The organism is Segetibacter aerophilus (assembly GCF_007991655.1).
Taxonomy (GTDB): Bacteria; Bacteroidota; Bacteroidia; order Chitinophagales; family Chitinophagaceae; genus Segetibacter; species Segetibacter aerophilus.
In genome coordinates this window covers 188,595-207,046 of sequence record NZ_BJYT01000009.1, presented here as the reverse complement: position 1 = coordinate 207,046, position 18,452 = coordinate 188,595, and the positions used below count along the sequence as shown (strand labels likewise).

At 40.8% G+C, this 18,452-nt stretch carries 17 protein-coding genes; 11 read left to right on the top strand and 6 right to left on the bottom strand.

The features are described from left to right. Nucleotides 1–146: 146 nt before the first annotated feature. On the bottom strand, nt 147–1,736 hold the full coding sequence (locus SAE01_RS13650) for a sensor histidine kinase (protein WP_147204324.1): 1,590 nt from the start codon (nt 1,734–1,736) through the stop codon (nt 147–149). Between the two features lie 9 nt (nt 1,737–1,745). After that, entirely contained in the window at nt 1,746–3,020 is a 1,275-nt protein-coding gene (locus SAE01_RS13645) for a competence/damage-inducible protein A (protein ID WP_147204323.1), read from the bottom strand. A 54-nt stretch (nt 3,021–3,074) separates the two neighbouring features. On the opposite strand from SAE01_RS13645, the gene dacB reads away from it, so the two are divergent. Both dacB and SAE01_RS13635 read left to right on the top strand, forming a co-directional pair. Then, the gene (gene dacB, locus SAE01_RS13640; RefSeq protein WP_147204322.1) at nt 3,075–4,451 is read left to right on the top strand and encodes a D-alanyl-D-alanine carboxypeptidase/D-alanyl-D-alanine endopeptidase; all 1,377 of its coding nucleotides are present in this window, start codon (nt 3,075–3,077) and stop codon (nt 4,449–4,451) included. 154 nt (nt 4,452–4,605) lie between these two features. Next, complete coding sequence (locus tag SAE01_RS13635) at nt 4,606–7,185, top strand: phosphoenolpyruvate carboxylase (RefSeq protein ID WP_147204321.1); 2,580 nt, start codon at nt 4,606–4,608, stop codon at nt 7,183–7,185. Nucleotides 7,186–7,587: 402 nt separating this feature from the next. Here the strand turns inward: SAE01_RS13635 and SAE01_RS13630 are convergent, their stop codons facing one another. Further along, the gene (locus SAE01_RS13630) at nt 7,588–8,904 is read right to left on the bottom strand and encodes a 4Fe-4S dicluster domain-containing protein (protein WP_147204320.1); all 1,317 of its coding nucleotides are present in this window, start codon (nt 8,902–8,904) and stop codon (nt 7,588–7,590) included. A 76-nt stretch (nt 8,905–8,980) separates the two neighbouring features. On the opposite strand from SAE01_RS13630, the gene SAE01_RS13625 reads away from it, so the two are divergent. Next, nucleotides 8,981–9,502, top strand: coding sequence for a phosphoribosyltransferase family protein (locus SAE01_RS13625; protein WP_246113238.1), 522 nt, complete (start codon nt 8,981–8,983; stop codon nt 9,500–9,502). A gap of 101 nt (nt 9,503–9,603) precedes the next feature. Here SAE01_RS13625 and SAE01_RS13620 read toward each other — a convergent pair whose 3' ends face one another. Next, nucleotides 9,604–10,056: a hypothetical protein gene (locus SAE01_RS13620; protein WP_147204319.1), complete on the bottom strand. Its 453-nt coding sequence runs from the start codon at nt 10,054–10,056 to the stop codon at nt 9,604–9,606. Between the two features lie 217 nt (nt 10,057–10,273). Here SAE01_RS13620 and ureA point away from each other — a divergent pair, with 217 nt between their 5' ends. From ureA to SAE01_RS13580, 8 genes are all read left to right on the top strand, one after another. Next, the gene (gene ureA, locus SAE01_RS13615; protein WP_147204318.1) at nt 10,274–10,579 is read left to right on the top strand and encodes an urease subunit gamma; all 306 of its coding nucleotides are present in this window, start codon (nt 10,274–10,276) and stop codon (nt 10,577–10,579) included. Between the two features lie 117 nt (nt 10,580–10,696). Beyond that, on the top strand, nt 10,697–11,071 hold the full coding sequence (locus tag SAE01_RS13610) for an urease subunit beta (RefSeq protein WP_147204317.1): 375 nt from the start codon (nt 10,697–10,699) through the stop codon (nt 11,069–11,071). Further along, nucleotides 11,068–12,789, top strand: a complete 1,722-nt coding sequence (ureC, locus tag SAE01_RS13605; RefSeq protein ID WP_147204316.1) for an urease subunit alpha — start codon at nt 11,068–11,070, stop codon at nt 12,787–12,789. The genes SAE01_RS13610 and ureC overlap by 4 nt, the downstream gene beginning before the upstream one ends. Before the next feature lie 121 nt (nt 12,790–12,910). Then, nucleotides 12,911–13,426, top strand: a complete 516-nt coding sequence (gene ureE, locus SAE01_RS13600) for an urease accessory protein UreE (protein WP_147204315.1) — start codon at nt 12,911–12,913, stop codon at nt 13,424–13,426. After that, complete coding sequence (locus SAE01_RS13595; protein ID WP_147204314.1) at nt 13,419–14,108, top strand: urease accessory protein UreF; 690 nt, start codon at nt 13,419–13,421, stop codon at nt 14,106–14,108. The genes ureE and SAE01_RS13595 overlap by 8 nt, the downstream gene beginning before the upstream one ends. A 43-nt stretch (nt 14,109–14,151) precedes the next feature. Further along, a complete protein-coding gene (ureG, locus tag SAE01_RS13590) occupies nt 14,152–14,790 on the top strand; it encodes an urease accessory protein UreG (protein WP_147204313.1) in 639 nt (212 codons plus the stop codon). Beyond that, nucleotides 14,787–15,572, top strand: coding sequence for an urease accessory protein UreD (locus SAE01_RS13585; RefSeq protein ID WP_147204312.1), 786 nt, complete (start codon nt 14,787–14,789; stop codon nt 15,570–15,572). The genes ureG and SAE01_RS13585 overlap by 4 nt, the downstream gene beginning before the upstream one ends. A 160-nt stretch (nt 15,573–15,732) precedes the next feature. Beyond that, the gene (locus tag SAE01_RS13580; protein WP_147204311.1) at nt 15,733–16,434 is read left to right on the top strand and encodes a hypothetical protein; all 702 of its coding nucleotides are present in this window, start codon (nt 15,733–15,735) and stop codon (nt 16,432–16,434) included. 17 nt (nt 16,435–16,451) lie between these two features. Here SAE01_RS13580 and SAE01_RS13575 read toward each other — a convergent pair whose 3' ends face one another. Beyond that, a complete protein-coding gene (locus SAE01_RS13575) occupies nt 16,452–17,420 on the bottom strand; it encodes a transglutaminase family protein (protein ID WP_147204310.1) in 969 nt (322 codons plus the stop codon). A gap of 14 nt (nt 17,421–17,434) precedes the next feature. Next, nucleotides 17,435–18,373, bottom strand: coding sequence for an alpha-E domain-containing protein (locus SAE01_RS13570; protein WP_147204309.1), 939 nt, complete (start codon nt 18,371–18,373; stop codon nt 17,435–17,437). Nucleotides 18,374–18,452: the final 79 nt, after the last annotated feature.

The following is an 18,452-nucleotide window of genomic DNA, read 5'->3' as shown; positions in this document are numbered from 1 at the left end:
AGAAGGATGATGACGGCAGATTGATGCGTAAAGAAACGTGTGTACAAGAGAGTGACACAACAATGTTGAAAGAAAAACGATTGCCCGTCCCCAAGTAAAATGAATGAAAAGAGTGTGGTTGCTGCGTGGACTGGCAAGTAGATGAATTATAACATTGGCAGTATGATACTAAAATTTGCACCCTGATTGTAAACCCCCGTAGCTTCTATTAAGCCTCCATGGTTTTCCACTACCTTCTGGCAAATTGCTAATCCAAGGCCTGAACCTTCAAATTCTTTCTGGCTGTGCAATCGCTTGAATAGTGAAAAAATTTCCTGCGCCTCATCTTCCTTAAAGCCAATGCCGTTATCAGCAAAGTTGATATGGAGGTATCTAAATGCCGGCGTTATTTTTTTACCAGTCACTTTTTCCGGCCCCCATATTTCATGCGTAATAGTGATGACAGGAGGTTGATCTTTTTTAGAAAACTTAATGGAATTTGCAATAAGATTTTGAAACAATTGCTTTATCTGCGACGGAAAAACATTTGCATCAGGAAGGTGGTTTGAATGTATTGTAGCAGCTTTTTGAGAAATCAAATATTCCAATTCGGTCTTCACCTCTTGTAATAAATGCTCGAGGCTAACCTTTTCTTTTTTCTTTTCAGGGTTAATGGTAGAATAGGTTAGAATGTCTTTGATAAGACTTTTCATCTTAGACGTAGAGCTTGCGATTTTCTCCAACAATTCCCGGCCTCGTTCTGACAACAGATCTTTTTCTGAACTAATCAGCAGGTCGGTGTGCATCAAAATTTTTCGTAGTGGTTCCTGCAAATCGTGACTTGCTACGTAAGCAAACTTCTCAAGATTTGAGTTTGATACCTCGAGCTCAAAGGTTTTCTGCAATAAGCTCTGTTCAGTTTTCTTTCGTTCGGTAATGTCTTGCACCGTGCCCGTCATCAACACCGGCTTCCCATCATTATAATGGATAATTGCGTTTGTCCATAAAACTTTTTCTTTATTGTTTACGATGTAGCGATACTCGCAACCATAACTGCCTTCAATCAACGATTGTTTTACTGCCTTCTCTACTTTTTCCCTGTCGTCAGGATGAACATGCGAAAGCATCTCTTCGTAAGACTGCGGCTCTTCGGTCTCAAAAATCTTTCGCAACTCCGGACTGTTGTCCCTGCTTATTTCATTAAAGTTCCATTCAAAACTTCCTACCTGTGCTATTTCCTGTGCTTCCAGTAACTGGCTATTTTTTCTTTCTAGCCGTTCGGTCAAAATCTTGATATAAGTGTTTGTGCTTAGGCTGTTATTGGCAAAAGTGTAATCAGCAATCTCATCGTGTAGTTCAATAATTTCTTCAGGGTTCGAAGTATAACGTAAGATCCATTTTTTTAAACCTTTTTGCCTGATGTGATTAACCAGCGTTATGTCTTCAGCTACCAGATCAAAACGGCCAATGATCTCATGTTTATTATTTTCCCATTTGTTAAGCGAATCGTCTAGATGTTCTTTTGCCCTGTTTTCAATTAATATCTGTAGCAGTTCTGCATTTGTCTTTTTTGAAATCCCTAAAATCTGTTCTTCGTTTAAGTTCTTGAAGAGTTTTAGTATGGGCAGATTGAATTCGTAGCACCAGGCAAGCTGTTCGGCGGCAAATTCATCAAGATGATTTTTTAAAATAAAGCCAGCCAGACCCGAAAGATGTTTAAAATTGAGCATGTCCTGCGGCGTCTTCTTTGCTTCCATATGAAGTGTTTATGATATCGTTTTTAGATCGTTTAAAATTGTTTGCCTTAAAAGATTTAAAGCATTGATGGCAGTAACCTCAATATTGCGATGCCTGTCATACCGTGTTTGAAACCTTTTCGTAACCGTTCCTGATTTTGCTGCAACTGCCACCCAAACTGTGCCCACCGGTTTTTCTTCAGTTCCGCCGCCGGGCCCCATGATACCACTTACAGCTAACGCGTAATCTGTTTTAATTAGTTCTTTAGCAGCAGTAGCCATTTCAAATACAGTTTCTTCACTTACTGCTCCGTGGTTGTCGAGCGTGTCTGCATCAACTCCCAACACATTTTCCTTCACAGTATTGTCGTAGCTAACGACTCCACCCTTAAAATATTTTGATGAACCGGGAACACTGGTTATAAGGTGAGAGATGTAACCACCGGTACAGCTTTCTGCCGTTGCTAATGTTTTACCATGTTTTGCCAACATCAAACCAATTGCCTCCTCCAGGTTTTTGTCTTCATTTATTACCATCACATCCTCTAGCTGGCTTTGCAGGTCTACAAACAGCCGGTCAATTTCCGCCGTTATTTCTGACTCATTCTCGCCCGTTGCCGTGAGTCTTAATCTTACCATTCCGAAGTTGGGTAAGTACGCCAGCTTTATGTATCCAGGTAAAGCAGCTTCAAAATCCTTTATTCTATCAGCAATATAAGACTCGCCAATGCCAGCTGTCAACAGTGTGCGATGAACTACCGCCGGTAACGAAAACATTTTTGGAAGTCGTGGCAAAACGAAGTCCGTCATCATCCCTTTCATTTCATTTGGTACGCCCGGCATGCTTATAAAAACCTTTCCGTCTTTTTCGAACCACATGCCCGGCGCTGTTCCTCTCTTGTTTTGAATAACTGTACAAACATCCGGCACTTCAGCTTGCTTTAGATTTACGTCAAGCATTGTACGCTTTATGTATTTCTCAAAGATGTCTTTTACATTTTGCAACGCTGCCTGGTCAACAACTAGCTTACCTCCAAAATATTCATTTAGCAAGGGCTTGGTGATATCATCAGCAGTGGGGCCAAGTCCGCCTGTAATTAAGATGACTTGCGACTGTTTGCTTTCTTGATCTAGTGCGTTCCATATTTCATCCCAAACATCTCCAACAGCCACCCGGCGTTTTACCCAGATACCCAACTTGTTTAACTCCTGCGCCATCCATGCACTGTTGGTGTCAATCGTCTGCCCGATCAGAAGTTCATCGCCTATTGTTATTATCGATGCATATACTCGTTTGTTACTCATACAATTGGTGGCGTTAAGTTGAAAAGCTAATTTTAGCGCAATGTAGTTACAAGTATGAAAAAATTAGTTCAGTCTATTACGCTATTAATAGTATTTGGGTTCGCAAGTGGGCAGGGAATTTCAAAAAAGTTACAAGATGCAGTAAAGACTTTGGAAATGGATGATCAATTGAAGAGCGGAATGTTAGCATTTTATGTCGTTGATCAAAAGACTGGATCGGTAGTATTGAATGAAAACGGAACGATAGGTTTACCATTTGCAAGCAGTCAAAAAGTACTGACGAGTGTTGCAGCACTCGAACTGCTTGGTACAACTTATCGCTACCAAACTACGCTTGCTTACAATGGTGAAATTCAGAATGGAACTTTAACCGGGAATATTTATGTCAACGGTTCAGGTGATCCAACTACAGGTAGTTGGCGATACGATCAAACAAAAGAACAGGCAGTTTTAAATAAGTGGATCAAGGCTATTAAGCAGGCTGGCATAAATCGCATAAACGGTTCCATCATTATAAATAATAACTGGGGAACGTACTCAGTACCGGGAGGATGGATTTGGGATGATATTGGTAATTATTACGGTGCCGGGGCAACTGGCTTTAACTGGCGCGAGAACCAGTATGACATAAAACTGAAATCGGGAAACAGCGTTGGTGATAAGGTTACTATCGTTGCCACACTTCCTCGATTGCGCGATGTAAATCTCATAAGCGAGTTAACAACTGGCCGCGCTGGCAGTGGCGACAATGCCTACATTTATCTTGCGCCCTATAGTAGTATTGGTTATATCAGGGGCACTATTCCGCCTAATGAAAATGCTTTTACTATCTCAGGATCTTTCCCCGATCCCGCAAAACAAGCTAGCAACCTTTTTGAAGAGGAATTTGCAAAACAGGGAATTGTGATCAGCCCAGTAAGCAATGCAGCAAGCGGTTTAAACACCTCTGGAAATCACGAACTCATTACTCACCAGTCACCACCGCTGGACAGTATTAATTATTGGTTTTTACGAAAAAGCATCAATTTATATGGCGAAGCTTTGGCTAAGACTCTTGGCTTTGAAAAAAAGAAAGAAGCTTCTACGGAAGCAGGCGTAAATATTATTAAAGCTTTTTGGAAAGAGAGAGGGATCGAGCCAACCTCGATCAACATGAAAGATGGTAGCGGCCTTTCTCCCCAAAACAGAATTACAGCAGAGGCTCTTGCTAAAGTGATGAGGTACGCAAAGTCGCAACCCTACTTCAACTCTTTTTATAATGCCTTACCCGAATTTAACGGAATGAAAATGAAAAGCGGAACCATCGGTGGCGTGAAAAGTTTTACTGGTTATGTAGGTGGGTATACGTTCGCCATCGTTGTATCGAATTTCAATGGTTCTTCATCCGAGATGGTGCGAAAGATGTATAAGCTGCTTGATCTGTTGAAGTAAAATAATTTCTTGTATAAGGATAGTCATTGGAGGTTTGGACCTTTTGAACATCGTAATTGTAGAAATACAATTTTTACTGAATTGTTTTTTTTAGAATATTTTTATCTCTAACGATGTTTGCCTGCTAAAACTACTCTTGTAAAGAAGATTAACTATGGATTCTAACTTTTCAGACATCTTGCAGGTATTTAAGAATAACGTTGCTATTAAGTTTCAGTTGTTCAATAGCCTATTCATTTCATTGCCTTTCCACAGGATTGAAAATACAGGCGTACATCTTTCCTTGTTATTAGAAAACTGCACAGAAGGGTACAAACAAAGTGCAAGTCCGAAACAAATCATCGAGACCTTCTTTGAGCGTTATACTACTTATGAAAATGAGAAGGATAAAACTGATCTTCTCTTCAGGTTCATTCATTATGTAGAAAGGCAGGTCGTGTTGTTTGATGCTTTGGAAGACTCGGCCTATAAGGAAGTCATTGACATAAATGGCCCCGGTACATTAAAGCATCTGACATCGCAGATCATTCAAAATTCATTGCAGCATAAGCTGGCTGAAAAACTAAAGGACTTCTCCGTAAAGTTGGTGCTGACTGCACATCCAACTCAATTCTATCCCGGTTCGGTGTTGGGCATCATCAACGATCTCTCTATGGCCTTAAAAGGCAACGAGATCAGCAGGGTGAATATGTACCTGCAGCAACTCGCTAAAACGCCTTTTTTCAACAAGGAGAAACCAACGCCGTACGATGAAGCCATGAGTCTGCTGTGGTTTATGGAAAATATTTTTTACGCCGCCACGGGCAATATGATAACAGATCTTAAGTCTCAATTTCCCGAGACGATGAGCGATCAGCATGCGATAATGGGCATGGGCTTTTGGCCCGGGGGCGATCGAGATGGAAATCCAAATGTAAATACGGCTACCACTTTAAAGGTTGCAAATGCCTTACGTTCGAGTATTATAAAATGCTACTACCGTGATATCAGACGGATAAAAAGACGTTTAACTTTTAAAGGTGTTGATAGTATCCTGGCTGCTTTAGAAGCGCTACTCTATACAAATATTTTTGTTCCGGGCGATCAGACAGAAGTGACCCGGGAAAAAATATTGGAAGCGCTCGAAAAGGCAAGAGAAATAACCATTACCGAACACAACGGTTTGTTTGTTTCATTGATTGAAAATGTAATTAATAAAGTACATGTCTTTGGGCTGCATTTTGCAACGCTCGATATCCGGCAGGAAAGTTCTGTTCATAATTCTTTGCTCGAACTGATTGCCTCGACTGAAGATGTACTTTCTTCTGATTATGCCTTATTAAATGAACAACAGAAGATTGATGTTTTAATGAATATTAAAGCATCCGCTGATCCGGAAAAATATGAAACAGGAGTACTTCGCGATACACTTGAGTCTGTTGGTGCAGTAAAAACTATACAGCAATATAACGGAGAGCAGGGTTGCAACCGCTACATCATTAGCCAGTGCAACAGTGCCTTGAACGTTCTTGAGGTGTACGGTCTTTTCTTGCTAAGAGGATGGAAGAAAGAAGAGATGACTGTTGATATCGTGCCACTGTTTGAAACGGTTGAAGACTTGCAAAATGCAACTGAAATTATGAGTTGCCTGTACGAGAACAACATTTACAGGCAGCATATTTCAAAGAGAAATAATACACAAACCATTATGCTTGGTTTCTCCGACGGAACCAAGGATGGCGGGTACCTGATGGCCAACTGGGGTATTTATAAGGCAAAAAGAGAATTGACCCAGATCTCTAAAAAGTACAACGTAAACGTTGTCTTTTTCGACGGCAGGGGTGGACCGCCTGCAAGAGGTGGTGGCAAAAGTCATAAGTTCTACGCATCAATGGGTAAGGAAGTAGCTAACAAAGAAATTCAATTGACTATCCAGGGACAAACGATTAGTACCAGCTATGGCAGTATTGAGTCTGCACGGTTCAATATGGAGCAATTGCTGAATGCAGGTATCAGTAATGAGTTATTGTCAGCAAAAGAAAAAACGCTGACGGACAAAGAAGAAAAATTGTTGGATGACTTAGCTGTTGAAAGTCTGCAAGCCTACCTTGATCTTAAGGGACACCCTGAGTTCATGAACTACCTTTCTGATGTTAGTCCACTTAAGTTTTATGGTGAAACTAATATTGGTAGCCGTCCTTCAAAACGCGGCAGTTCATCTAAGCTTACGATCAATGATCTTCGGGCCATTCCCTTTGTTGGATCGTGGAGCCAGATAAAGCAAAACCTCACCGGCTATTACGGCGTAGGTTATGCGATGCAGGTATTGGATAAGCAGGGTCGCTTAGATGAGATTAAAGACCTGTACAAAAATTCGTTGTTCTTCAAAACACTTATAGACAATTGCGAAATGTCTATGAAAAAGTGCTTTTTCCCGCTCACAGCTTATCTCGCCACCGATGCCAAGTACGGCGAAATGTGGAACAGAATTCATGACGAGTATGAACTGACGAAAAAGTACATTTTAGAAATTTCGGGACAGGGAGAGTTGATGGGCAATTACCCCGTTGAAGCCCTATCGATTCAAATGCGCGAGAAAATTGTTCTTCCGTTATTGACAATCCAACAATATGCAATGGCTATTATTCGCGGTCTCGATGAAAGGAACGCAACGAACGAAGAAAAGCAGATCTACCAGAAGCTCGTAATGCGTTGCTCGTTTGGTATTATCAATGCAGGAAGAAACTCAGCCTAAAGAGTTTAGCTAACGACCATAAAGAAAATCATTTTTAGCCCAGCTAATAGCTACTAGTAAACATTCTTGCGTCGCACTCTTGTAACATTGTTAGGTGTTTTCACCAAATGGCAAATAGAAAAATTAGGGTCACATAGGAGCTTACTTTGAATGATTTGAGAAGGGTTTTTAAAAAAGATAAAATACCTCTGACAACAGTTCTTGCATAAGGGACATCAGCCGGTTGGGTGCTAAGCGAAGCGAAAGCATTCAGAAACATGCGAAGCAGTTTCTGAAACAAGCGGGTGGAGTCCCGTTGCAAGAACGAAGCCCAGCGGCTTGAGCTATTACTTACAATTGAAGCTATTTTATAAAATGTAGATCGTCTGATGTGGTAAATCTCTCTTCCAAGATGGGGACAGACTAGCTTTTCATTTCCTCCGCCCAACGGTCGCGTTCGTCAGGCGAAAACTTCCATGGAGCGAAGTTGTTCTCCACGTTGCTAAACATGCCATTCCATTCCTGCGGCGCGTTGCTTTCTTCCATAACAAGATGCCGCCGAAGCTGAACGATAATGTCTAGCGGACTTATGCTGACAGGGCACTCTTCCACACAAGCCTGGCAAGTAGTACAAGCCCTCAGTTCCTCCTCTGTTATGTAGTTGTGAAGCAAGGTTTTTCCGTCTTCAACAAAACTTTTGTTTTTATTAATATTCCTTCCAATTTCCTCCATTCTATCCCTCGTATCCATCATGATCTTTCGTGGATTCAGTTTCTTTCCGGTAATGTTGGCGGGACAAGCTGCAGTACATCGTCCGCACTCTGTACAGCTATAGGCATCCATCAAATTCTTCCAGGTCAAGTCAGGAACATCTTTCGCTCCAAACTTTACAGGAGCCGCCTCACCGGTAGGGGCGAGCTCAGGCTGCATAGCATACAAGACTTCATTTTGAATCTCCTTCATGTTGGTAAACTTCCCCATTGGTCTGGTGCTGCTATAATAAGTATTCGGGAAACCAAGTATAATGTGTAAATGCTTTGAGTAAGGGAGATAATTTAAAAAGGCTAGCACACCAATGATATGAAGCCACCAGCAAGTTCTCTCAATTGCAACAAGAGCAGTTGTGCTGATTCCCGCAAACAATGGTGTTATTAAGCCGGAGATAAAGAATGAAGAGGTTTGGGTGTAGTGTCCATAGTGCTGTTGTTGTAAAGCCTGGTCTGCGGCATTCATAGTTAAAAACAAAGTCATCAGAACAATCTCCGTAATCAGTATGAGGTTAGCATCTGTTCTTGGAAATCCGTCCAATTCTTTTCGATTTAACCGATTAACCCTGATTACATTTCTGCGAGCAAGAAAAACAACACAAGCCGCCAGAACAAGAAAAGCTAATACTTCAAAAGAATTAATTAACCAGGAGTAAATGCCTCCAAGTGGTGCAGCAAACATTCTATGAGTACCAAAAATTCCATCAAGAACGATTTCAAAAATTTCGAGATTTATGATAATAAAACCTGCATAGATCATCAGGTGCAATACAGCGACCAAAGGATATTTAAACATCTTTTTTTGCCCGATCGCCAGCAGTAAAACTTTTTTCCACCTTTCAGATTTGTTATCGCTTAAATCGATATCCCGACCAAGCAATATATTTCTCCTGATATTCTTTACATTTTTGGCAAACAATAAAACGGCAAGAACAATAAGTGCTAAAAATAAAACCTGCTGAACTATTTGCATAACGTGTTATTACCATCGCAAGGTAAGTTTTTTGAGAGCTAACAATGTGAGGTTACGGGTTGTTTTATCACTATTTTTGAAAGTAAAACTTACCCTCGTGGCGGCTAAAAACCTGATACTTTCAAAAGAAGTTGCTGAAAAAAAAATGCAAAGAATTGCGTTGGAAATTGCCGGCCAACTGTACGGTGAAACTGAACCATTAATAATAATTGGCATCACAGGCAGTGGCATGGTAATAGCGAAAAAATTATTTGTGTTGTTAGAAACACTCCTTGAAATACCAGTCCAGATCATTTCATGTCAGTTAAATAAGAGAAACCCAGGTGAAATAACCTATAGTGAAGCAATTGATTTTAATAGTAAGAATGTGTTACTGGTAGATGATGTTACAAACAGTGGCAGAACTCTTCTGTATGCATTAAAGCCGCTATTAGAATTCTATCCTAAAAGAATTCAAACAATGTCCCTGGTTGAGCGAATGCACAAAAACTTTCCTGTAAAAATTGATTATATCGGTCTCTCAATCGCTACCACTTTACAAGACCATATACAGGTTGAAGTTGAAGGTGAGGAAGTGTTGGGTGCATATATTCTGTAACAGTTCATCAGCTGAATCTTTCTTTATACGCCTTAGTTTGGGTTGAGGAAGAATCATAAAAAAAGGTTCCTGTTTAATTAAGGAACCTTTATGAAAAATCTTTATTCAGCAGTTCTAGGTGGCGATGGGTTAGCAAAAGCTGTCTGGAGTAATAGTCCGGGAGAGGTAGTCGGGAATACAGATATTTCAAATTTAATATGGTTCTCATCCCCCAGTTTGGGGGTGAAAATAAAGTATTGATAATTATTTTTTGGGTCATTGCAGGCTTTAAGCAGATTGTCTATCTCCGCCGTTGTGATCTGTAGATCACCCAAAGTCTGTTCTCCTACTATAGACAATTCTGCACTTGGTGAAGGATTGAGATATGACAATTTTTTAGCAGTGACGCCAGGTATTTGCTGGTGTTGTTGCTTCATTGGGTAAGCTGTTAAAGTAGGGTAAATGTCATCCTGTTTTAGAAGCATAAATTGGAAAACAATTGTTTTTGCTCCATGTGCAGTTTCAAGCTCGTCGTAATCTGTTTTTGTCAATTTTAGTTTTGCATATTTTATCATAGTTATCCCGTTTTGGTTTAAAAGTTAATTTCTGTTCAAAGTAGATAAATAAGGTAGAGTTTGCAACCGAGAAGAATAAGGGCCCTTGATTGTGCGGTTTAAAAATCGGAAGGTGAAAATTAAAATATCCTTGATATTGCTTCACAGCGAATAGATGAATTGTTTTCAGTAATTTTCCAAGCGAGTGCCTGCCAGCTTAACAACAACCCCTCTAATTATGCACTTAACCCCACGAGAGTCTGAAAAGCTTTTATTGTTTTTGGCAGGAGAACTTGCTGAAAAAAGAAAGGCAAGAGGACTTAAATTAAATTATCCCGAAGCTATAGCACTAATCAGTAGCCAACTACAGGAAGCAGCACGTGATGGAAAATCGGTGGCTGAATTAATGCAATTTGGAGCGACCATTCTCACTCGAGGTGACGTAATGGAAGGGATCCCTGAAATGATACATGAGATACAAATTGAAGCAACATTTCCTGATGGAACAAAGCTGGTGACAGTACATGACCCGATAAGATATTAGGTAGTGGACCATGAACTTTTGCTGTCAGGTTGAAGCGTATTAAACTAAATGCACAAGAGTGCGACGCAACAAATGCTGCACTAATTATCAAAAGCTGGTTACATAAAAATACAAACCATGATACCCGGAGAATACATACTGACGCAAGGAGATATCGAATGCAATGTAGGACGAGCAACGATCACCATTGCCGTTGTAAATACTGGTGACAGACCTGTACAGGTTGGCTCTCACTTTCACTTTTTCGAAGTGAATAAACAAATGTCGTTTGACAGGGCAAAAGCATTTGGGATGCGGCTTAATATAGCGGCAGGTACAGCAGTTCGCTTCGAACCCGGAGAGGAAAAAGAAGTGGAACTGGTAATTTTTGGCGGCCATAGAAAAGCCTTTGGGTTTAGCAACCTCACTAACGGCGATACAACGAGCGCGAGTGTAAAAGAAGAAGCCCTCTCAAAAGCAGCTACACAGAATTTTAAAAATTCAACGCTATGAGCCTTAAAATAAGCAGGATTAAGTATGCAAATATGTACGGTCCGACCACAGGTGATAAAGTGCGCCTGGCGGACACTGACTTGATCATTGAGATTGAAAAAGATTATACTGTTTATGGTGATGAAAGTAAGTTCGGCGGAGGCAAAACAATACGTGATGGAATGGCTCAATCTTCAACAGCTACCCGACGAGATGGAGTGCTTGACTTTGTAATAACCAGTGTAATGATCATTGATCATTGGGGGATTGTAAAAGCAGACATCGGAATAAAGGATGGAAAAATCGTGGGCATAGGAAAAGCAGGCAACCCTGATACGATGGATGGGGTAGATGCAAATATGGTAATTGGTGCATCAACTGAAGTGCACGGAGGAGCAGGATTGATTGCAACGGCCGGTGGGATCGATACTCATATTCATTTTATCTGTCCACAGCAAATCGATCATGCTTTGTTTAGTGGCGTTACTACTATGATCGGTGGCGGTACCGGTCCGGCTGATGGAACCAACGCAACTACCGTTACTCCCGGTGCCTGGAACATTCAAAAGATGCTGGAAGCTGCTGATGCCTTCCCAATGAACCTTGGGTTTCTTGGTAAAGGTAACTGTGCTACTACAGCACCTTTGACAGAGCAAATTGAAGCAGGCGCAATCGGATTGAAAATTCATGAAGACTGGGGCTCAACACCTGCAGTTATTGATGCCTCACTATCGGTAGCGGATGAATTGGATGTGCAGGTGGCGATACATACGGATACACTGAACGAATCAGGGTTTTTAGAAGATACAATCAACGCCATCAATGGAAGGGTAATACATACTTATCATACCGAGGGAGCGGGTGGGGGACATGCGCCTGATATTATCAAAGCGGCCATGTATCCCAATATTCTGCCGTCTTCTACCAATCCTACGCGGCCTTATACGGTTAACACCATTGATGAACATTTGGATATGTTGATGGTGTGTCATCACCTTGATAAATCTGTTCCTGAAGATGTTGCTTTTGCCGATAGCCGCATCAGGCCCGAGACGATTGCGGCGGAAGACATCTTACATGACATGGGTGTTTTTAGCATGATGAGTTCCGATAGCCAGGCGATGGGACGCGTTGCTGAGGTAATCATTCGTACCTGGCAGACGGCAGACAAAATGAAAAAGCAACGCGGATTTTTGCCTGAAGACAAAGGAAACAGTAACGATAATTTTCGGGCAAAAAGATACGTTTCGAAGTACACAATCAACCCTGCCATTACGCACGGTATAAGTGATTACGTTGGGTCGCTTGAGCCTGGAAAGCTGGCAGACATTGTTTTATGGAAACCAGCTTTTTTTGGAGTAAAACCAGAAATGATTATAAAAGGCGGAATGATCATAGCCAGTAAAATGGGTGATCCTAATGCGTCTATTCCAACGCCGCAACCTGTTATTTACAGGCATATGTTTGGTGCTTATGGTAAAGCCGTTTTTAATACCTGTGCAACGTTTGTATCAAAAGTTTCTTTAGAGAAAAACATAGTGCAGCAGTATGGTTTACAGAAGATGATTTTGCCGGTAAAGAACTGCCGAAGCATTGGAAAGAAAGACCTGATTCATAATGATGCTACCCCAGACATTGAAGTAAACCCTGAAAATTACGAGGTCAAGGTAGATGGTGTTCATATAACCTGTGAACCGGTAGATGTGGTTCCGATGGCGCAGCGGTATTTCTTGTTTTGATTCTTTTGATACAAGCAATGGTTTTCATAGCATCATCGTTGCGTTGCAATCACTTCATCTGACAACAAATAGCATCTTTAGTCTCGTTGCAGAATTACTTTAAATAATAGACAAACCAGTCATGGTAATAAAGCAAAAAATAGGAAATCTTACATCGTTTGAGTTATCAGGAAGAACCATTGACCTGGTACCGATTGAATGGTTTGAAGCAAACAAACGGATATTTCATAAAAGAGCAAAATCAGGAACTGAGGTTATCATGAAGTTTATGAACGAAGCACAATTTTTGACTGAGGGAGATGTTTTATGGGAAGACGAGAATAGTGTAATCGCGGTTGAGATTCAACCGTGTGAAGCTATCATTATCACACCTGCTTCGATGTATCAAATGGCTTCTGTTTGCTATGAAATTGGTAACAAGCATTTACCCTTATTTTTCCAAAATGAAGAAATATTGATTCCTTTTGAACCGCCGATTTTCAAACTGTTATCGGCGGCAGGATTTGAACCAAAAAGAGAAATGCGCAAGTTGGTAAACCCTCTAAAAACAACCGTTTCACCACACGGAAATGAAGGAGGTAAACAAAGTTTGTTTTCCAAAATCCTACAATTAACAACTTCTGCAAGTGATGTTTAATACGAACCTGTTAAGCCTGTTGCAGCTGTCTGATCCTACGTTGCCCATTGGCGGTTATGCGCATTCAAATGGGCTAGAAACCTATGTGCAGCTAGGCATTGTAAAAGATGTGACTACAGCCAAAGCGTTTGTGACAGAAATGCTCACTCAAAACCTTCAATATACTGATGGTGCATTCGTCTCGCTTGCCTTTGATGCTGCAGCAAAAAATAATTTTAAACGGCTGCTGGAGTTAGATAATGAATGCACTGCCGTAAAGCTGCCGAAGGAAATTCGGCAGGCAAGCCAAAAACTTGGAATGCGCTTATTGAAAATTTTTATGCCGATATGTGAGTGTGCAATAGCGACGCAGTACAAAGAAGCAATACATCAACAAAAGGCAGCAGGCCATTACTCTATCGTTTTTGGTTTGTATGCTCATGCTTTAGGGATTTCAAAAAGTGAAGCGTTGACAGGCTTCTTTTATAATGCCGCTGTAGGAATGGTAACCAATAGTGTTAAACTAATCCCGCTTGGCCAGCAGGACGGGCAGCAATTGTTGTTTTCGCTTCAACCACTAATTACTGAACTCGTTGAAAATTCTCTGGTACCGAACAAGGATTTGATAGGCCTGTGTTGCAGTGGTTTTGACATTAGGTGCATGCAACATGAACAGTTGTATTCGAGGTTGTATATGTCGTAATTGTGCTGGATTGAGAAAAATTGTTTGATTGAAAACTATATCTATGTCAGAAAGAAAATACATTAAAGTTGGAATTGCCGGCCCTGTCGGTTCGGGTAAGACTGCGCTGATCGAAAGGTTGAGCAGGGAGCTAATGAATGAGTATAGTATTGGTGTAATTACGAACGACATTTATACAAAAGAGGATGCTGAGTTTTTAACACAAAACAGCCTTCTTCCTGCTGAAAGAATTATTGGAGTAGAAACGGGCGGCTGTCCACACACGGCTATTCGGGAGGATGCAAGTATGAACCTGGAAGCTGTGGAAGAAATGGCTAACAGGTTCCCTGATATTGAAATCATCTTTATAGAGAGTGGGGGAGACAACCTTTCTGCAACGTTTAGTCCTGATCTTGCTGATGTAACCATATTTGTAATTGATGTGGCAGAAGGTGATAAGATCCCGAGGAAAGGCGGACCTGGTATTACCCGTTCAGATCTTTTGGTAATCAATAAAATTGACCTCGCTCCTTATGTAGGTGCAAGCCTCGAAGTGATGGAGCGCGATGCAAGAAAAATGCGGAAAGGAACTCCATTTGTGTTTACCAATTTAATGACATTGGAAGGATTAGACAGTGTAATCGGATGGTTGAAAAAATATGCTTTGATTGAAAAAGTTGGAGATGTAAAACTTTGCCGATGATTACGAGGTCGCAGATCACTGCAGGTTTAAGCAATTCGAGAACCTATTTGAAAAATTGCTTTTTCACCACTCCCTTAAAAATCGCCAACATCACCGAAAACAAAAATGATCATTGTTTGCAGTTAATGTTAATGAGTTCATCACCTGGAGTTTTGGATGGCGATGAATATCAAATCAAGATTAATCTTGAAGAGGATTGCTCTCTTCAATTAGGAACACAATCTTATCAAAGGCTTTTCGAAATGAAGAAAGGCGCTTTGCAAACGATAGAAGTGCAAATGAGTAAAGGCGCTTCTTTTTGTTATCTGCCTCATCCTTCAGTTCCTCATAAGTCATCTCATTTTGTCGCAACAAATAACATTTACATGTCCGGTGGTTGTAGCCTTACGTGGGGAGAAGTGCTCACTTGCGGAAGAAAACTAAACGGGGAAGAATTTGCATTTACAAAGTATCAAAACCTGACAAAAATATTTTTAAACAGAAGGCTGATGGTTAAAGAAAACCTGTTAATAATACCTTCCCAAATAAATGTAAAATCAATTGGTCAGCTGGAAGGCTTTACCCACCAGGCAAGTTTGATTTATATAAACGAAACAGCTTCCGTTACTGAAGCGATTGCTGAAATAAATAACAAGCTTTCTGTGGAAGAGAACATTTGTTTCGGTGTTTCTGGGTTGCCGGTCAACGGTGTAATCGTTCGTTTGCTCGGTCATAAGGCGGAGCAATTGTACAATTGTTTACAAGATTTAAATGAGCTTTTACTAATTAAGCAGGATGCTTGAGGTTTGGATAATATTTGCGAATAAAAGCTGAAGATGCAATAAGCTTTGAAGATGAACGGAGCGTCGCAACAACGACTCTATTTAAACAAATGCTCGTACCTAAAAAGCAATAGTAAGCTAATGACAATTTTTGACCCTTTTTGAAGAAAAGGCATAAATAATGCAAACCGAAATAGAAGTATTAATGATAGCGGCGGTGACTATCGCGTGCTTGCATACAGTGGCTGGACCAGATCATTATCTTCCATTTATCGCCCTATCGAAGTCGCGGGGATGGTCTTTTTCGAGAACCATTTTCTGGACCATCATATGTGGATGCGGCCACGTTTGGAGTTCGGTTTTACTGGGATTAGGCGGAGCGGCTTTGGGCTGGTCATTATCGAAAGTGAACTGGTTAGAAAACATAAGAGGCGGTATAGCAGGATGGGCACTAGTCGCTTTTGGCGTAGCATATGCCATATGGGGACTAGTTACAGCAAGAAGAGGGCGGCTGCATAAACACTTCGACGTATACGACGATGGATCAATGTATGTATACGAACACAAAGATGGCCGGGCAGTTGCACCAAGTGAGAGGCATACCGTAACACCGTGGGTCATGTTCCTGATTTTTGTATTAGGTCCATGCGAACCGATGATTCCTTTGCTTTATTTTCCAGGCGCCAAAAATTCTACTTATGGCATGTTTCTCCTCATAATAGTGTACACCATCTTCACTTTGGTGGTTATGATCTTAATGGTTGTGCTTGGCTACCACGGCCTCGCTTTTTTAAAGACCGAGAAACTGGAAAAATACATGCATGCTCTTAGCGGCCTAACTATTTTCATTTGCGGAGCAGGGATGGTGTTTTTAGGATGGTGAGGAGAGTCGCCGGCAACTCACTGCTGCTGCTGTTGCTGCTGCATCTCCAGGTACTTCCTGTAGGAGTTTATAGGTACTTCTTTGTTTTTTACTGTGTAGGTATAGGTAGGAATAGCTGTAGGCGAAGGCATTGCTCTTGGTTTGCCATTTTCTATATGTACGGTTACTTCTAAAGTATGATCACCTGAGCCTTTGTAAGTTCCTTTGACGGGCGTGCAGTCAGCAAAATTTCGTCCTACCGCTATTTTTACATGACCGTCGGTTACAATGGTATTATTGGTTGGATCTAGACCAAGCCAACCAAAGAATGGGATATAAGCTTCTACCCATGCGTGCGTTGCACCTTCCCCACGTACACCGCTTTCTTTCGGACAGATATAACCGCTTACGTATCGGGCAGGAATCTTAAACATCCGTAACATGACTAGCAACATGTGCGCAAAGTCCTGGCATACGCCTGCTTTTAAATCCCATATTTCTTCAATCGGCGTTTCAATATTAGTTACACCCTTCTCATACTTGAAATTATCATACACATATTCCGATAACACTAACGCATTCTTTAGAGGCTTATCTGCCGGATCTATTACACGTGACAACGTTTTTTTTGCTTCAGCTTCAGAAGGAAATGAGGCCTCTTTCAAAAAATCAAAAAATTCGATATTGTACTTTATTTCATCTAAATGCTTCCATTGCTCTTCGGCGGACAGCTCGTCCATTGGTACGAGTACCGGTTTTGTAAAAACTTCGGCCGTTGATTCAATTAATAATTCTGTATGAGGATTAATTACGCTAAACGCACCCACCTTGTTTCCAAAGTAGTCTGAGAACACTTCTATTTCCGGGTTATGAGAAATCTTTATTTCGTGCTTTTTAACCTCCAGCCTGTCGTCAATCACAGGGTAAAGCATAATCTGGTTTGTGCAATCAATTACAGGAGATGCGTAGGTATAGCGGGTTATGTGTCTTATTTTATAGGCGGGCATAAGTGTTTCGAAGATTAAGTGTTTCCAAAATAGTACCGGCTGAATGAGTTTCCAATTTCGATCAAATCCTTTCTTGTCTGCAACAAAAACTGGTTTACCATTTTCAGGTTCTCAGCTTCCAGGTCACTGTATTTTACGTTGTTTAAGCTTTTTCCGATCAAGAATTCAAGTTCTTCATAATTCTCGGGTAAGCTTTCAGGCTTCAAACGTTCAAAGTATTTGTTCAATTGGTTCAGACTGTACAAAACAGAGTGCGGGAAATAATTATTATAAAGGACCAACTCTAAAACCTGCGAAGTAGAAAAATTGCCTTTATAAGTTTTCATATAGATCTCGTAGCCGAAAAGAGAATATAAAAGATATCTCAGTTCCCGCGCTTCCGATAATTTAAACTCCTCAGGTTCTATTTCGTTTAGTTTGATTCTTATGATATCTACAGTAAGAATAGCTCGTTCAAGAAACTTTCCGAGGTACAAAAAGGTGTAGCCCTCATCGCGCGTCATTGTATTTTTAATGGTGCCTGTGAAAAGAAGTCCATTTTGTATCAGCAGGTCAATAGCAGTTACCGGGTCGCCGTTTCTCAGTTGGCTCTCTGTTTCGGGCTCCCTTATAAAGTGATAGTAATTATTCAAGCATTGCCACACTTCTTTCGTTATGTGATCTTGTATAGCCCGTGCATTCTCCCTCGCTTGAGTGATATTATTGAAAGCAGAGGTGGCGTTCATCTTATCTAAAATGATATAGTCAAAAACTTTCGGCGTATCCTTTTCAATTTTGATTATTTCATCTTTACTAAGGCCACTACCGTAAGTATTTAAGAGCTGCTTCCAGCTAAAATCTTTTATATCATCCTGCGACGATATATAGCTTGTACGCATAACCTGCAGCATTCCGTCGGTTCTCTCCATGTAGCGCGCCATCCAATAAATTGTCTCTGCAACTCTGCTTAGCATGTTTTCGCCCTCAACCCTTAACGGGATTTAAAAGTTTAATTTTTAATAGATATCCTAAAGATGCTTTTTTCTTGCCAAC

What these genes read in the sequence shown, in the direction of transcription:
- SAE01_RS13650 (WP_147204324.1), bottom strand. Translation starts at nt 1,736, where the DNA reads ATGGAAGCAAAGAAGACGCCGCAGGACATGCTCAATTTTAAACATCTT.
- SAE01_RS13645 (WP_147204323.1), bottom strand. Translation starts at nt 3,020, where the DNA reads ATGAGTAACAAACGAGTATATGCATCGATAATAACAATAGGCGATGAA.
- dacB (WP_147204322.1), top strand. Translation starts at nt 3,075, where the DNA reads ATGAAAAAATTAGTTCAGTCTATTACGCTATTAATAGTATTTGGGTTC.
- SAE01_RS13635 (WP_147204321.1), top strand. Translation starts at nt 4,606, where the DNA reads ATGGATTCTAACTTTTCAGACATCTTGCAGGTATTTAAGAATAACGTT.
- SAE01_RS13630 (WP_147204320.1), bottom strand. Translation starts at nt 8,904, where the DNA reads ATGCAAATAGTTCAGCAGGTTTTATTTTTAGCACTTATTGTTCTTGCC.
- SAE01_RS13620 (WP_147204319.1), bottom strand. Translation starts at nt 10,056, where the DNA reads ATGATAAAATATGCAAAACTAAAATTGACAAAAACAGATTACGACGAG.
- ureA (WP_147204318.1), top strand. Translation starts at nt 10,274, where the DNA reads ATGCACTTAACCCCACGAGAGTCTGAAAAGCTTTTATTGTTTTTGGCA.
- SAE01_RS13610 (WP_147204317.1), top strand. Translation starts at nt 10,697, where the DNA reads ATGATACCCGGAGAATACATACTGACGCAAGGAGATATCGAATGCAAT.
- ureC (WP_147204316.1), top strand. Translation starts at nt 11,068, where the DNA reads ATGAGCCTTAAAATAAGCAGGATTAAGTATGCAAATATGTACGGTCCG.
- ureE (WP_147204315.1), top strand. Translation starts at nt 12,911, where the DNA reads ATGGTAATAAAGCAAAAAATAGGAAATCTTACATCGTTTGAGTTATCA.
- SAE01_RS13595 (WP_147204314.1), top strand. Translation starts at nt 13,419, where the DNA reads ATGTTTAATACGAACCTGTTAAGCCTGTTGCAGCTGTCTGATCCTACG.
- ureG (WP_147204313.1), top strand. Translation starts at nt 14,152, where the DNA reads ATGTCAGAAAGAAAATACATTAAAGTTGGAATTGCCGGCCCTGTCGGT.
- SAE01_RS13585 (WP_147204312.1), top strand. Translation starts at nt 14,787, where the DNA reads ATGATTACGAGGTCGCAGATCACTGCAGGTTTAAGCAATTCGAGAACC.
- SAE01_RS13580 (WP_147204311.1), top strand. Translation starts at nt 15,733, where the DNA reads ATGCAAACCGAAATAGAAGTATTAATGATAGCGGCGGTGACTATCGCG.
- SAE01_RS13575 (WP_147204310.1), bottom strand. Translation starts at nt 17,420, where the DNA reads ATGCCCGCCTATAAAATAAGACACATAACCCGCTATACCTACGCATCT.
- SAE01_RS13570 (WP_147204309.1), bottom strand. Translation starts at nt 18,373, where the DNA reads ATGCTAAGCAGAGTTGCAGAGACAATTTATTGGATGGCGCGCTACATG.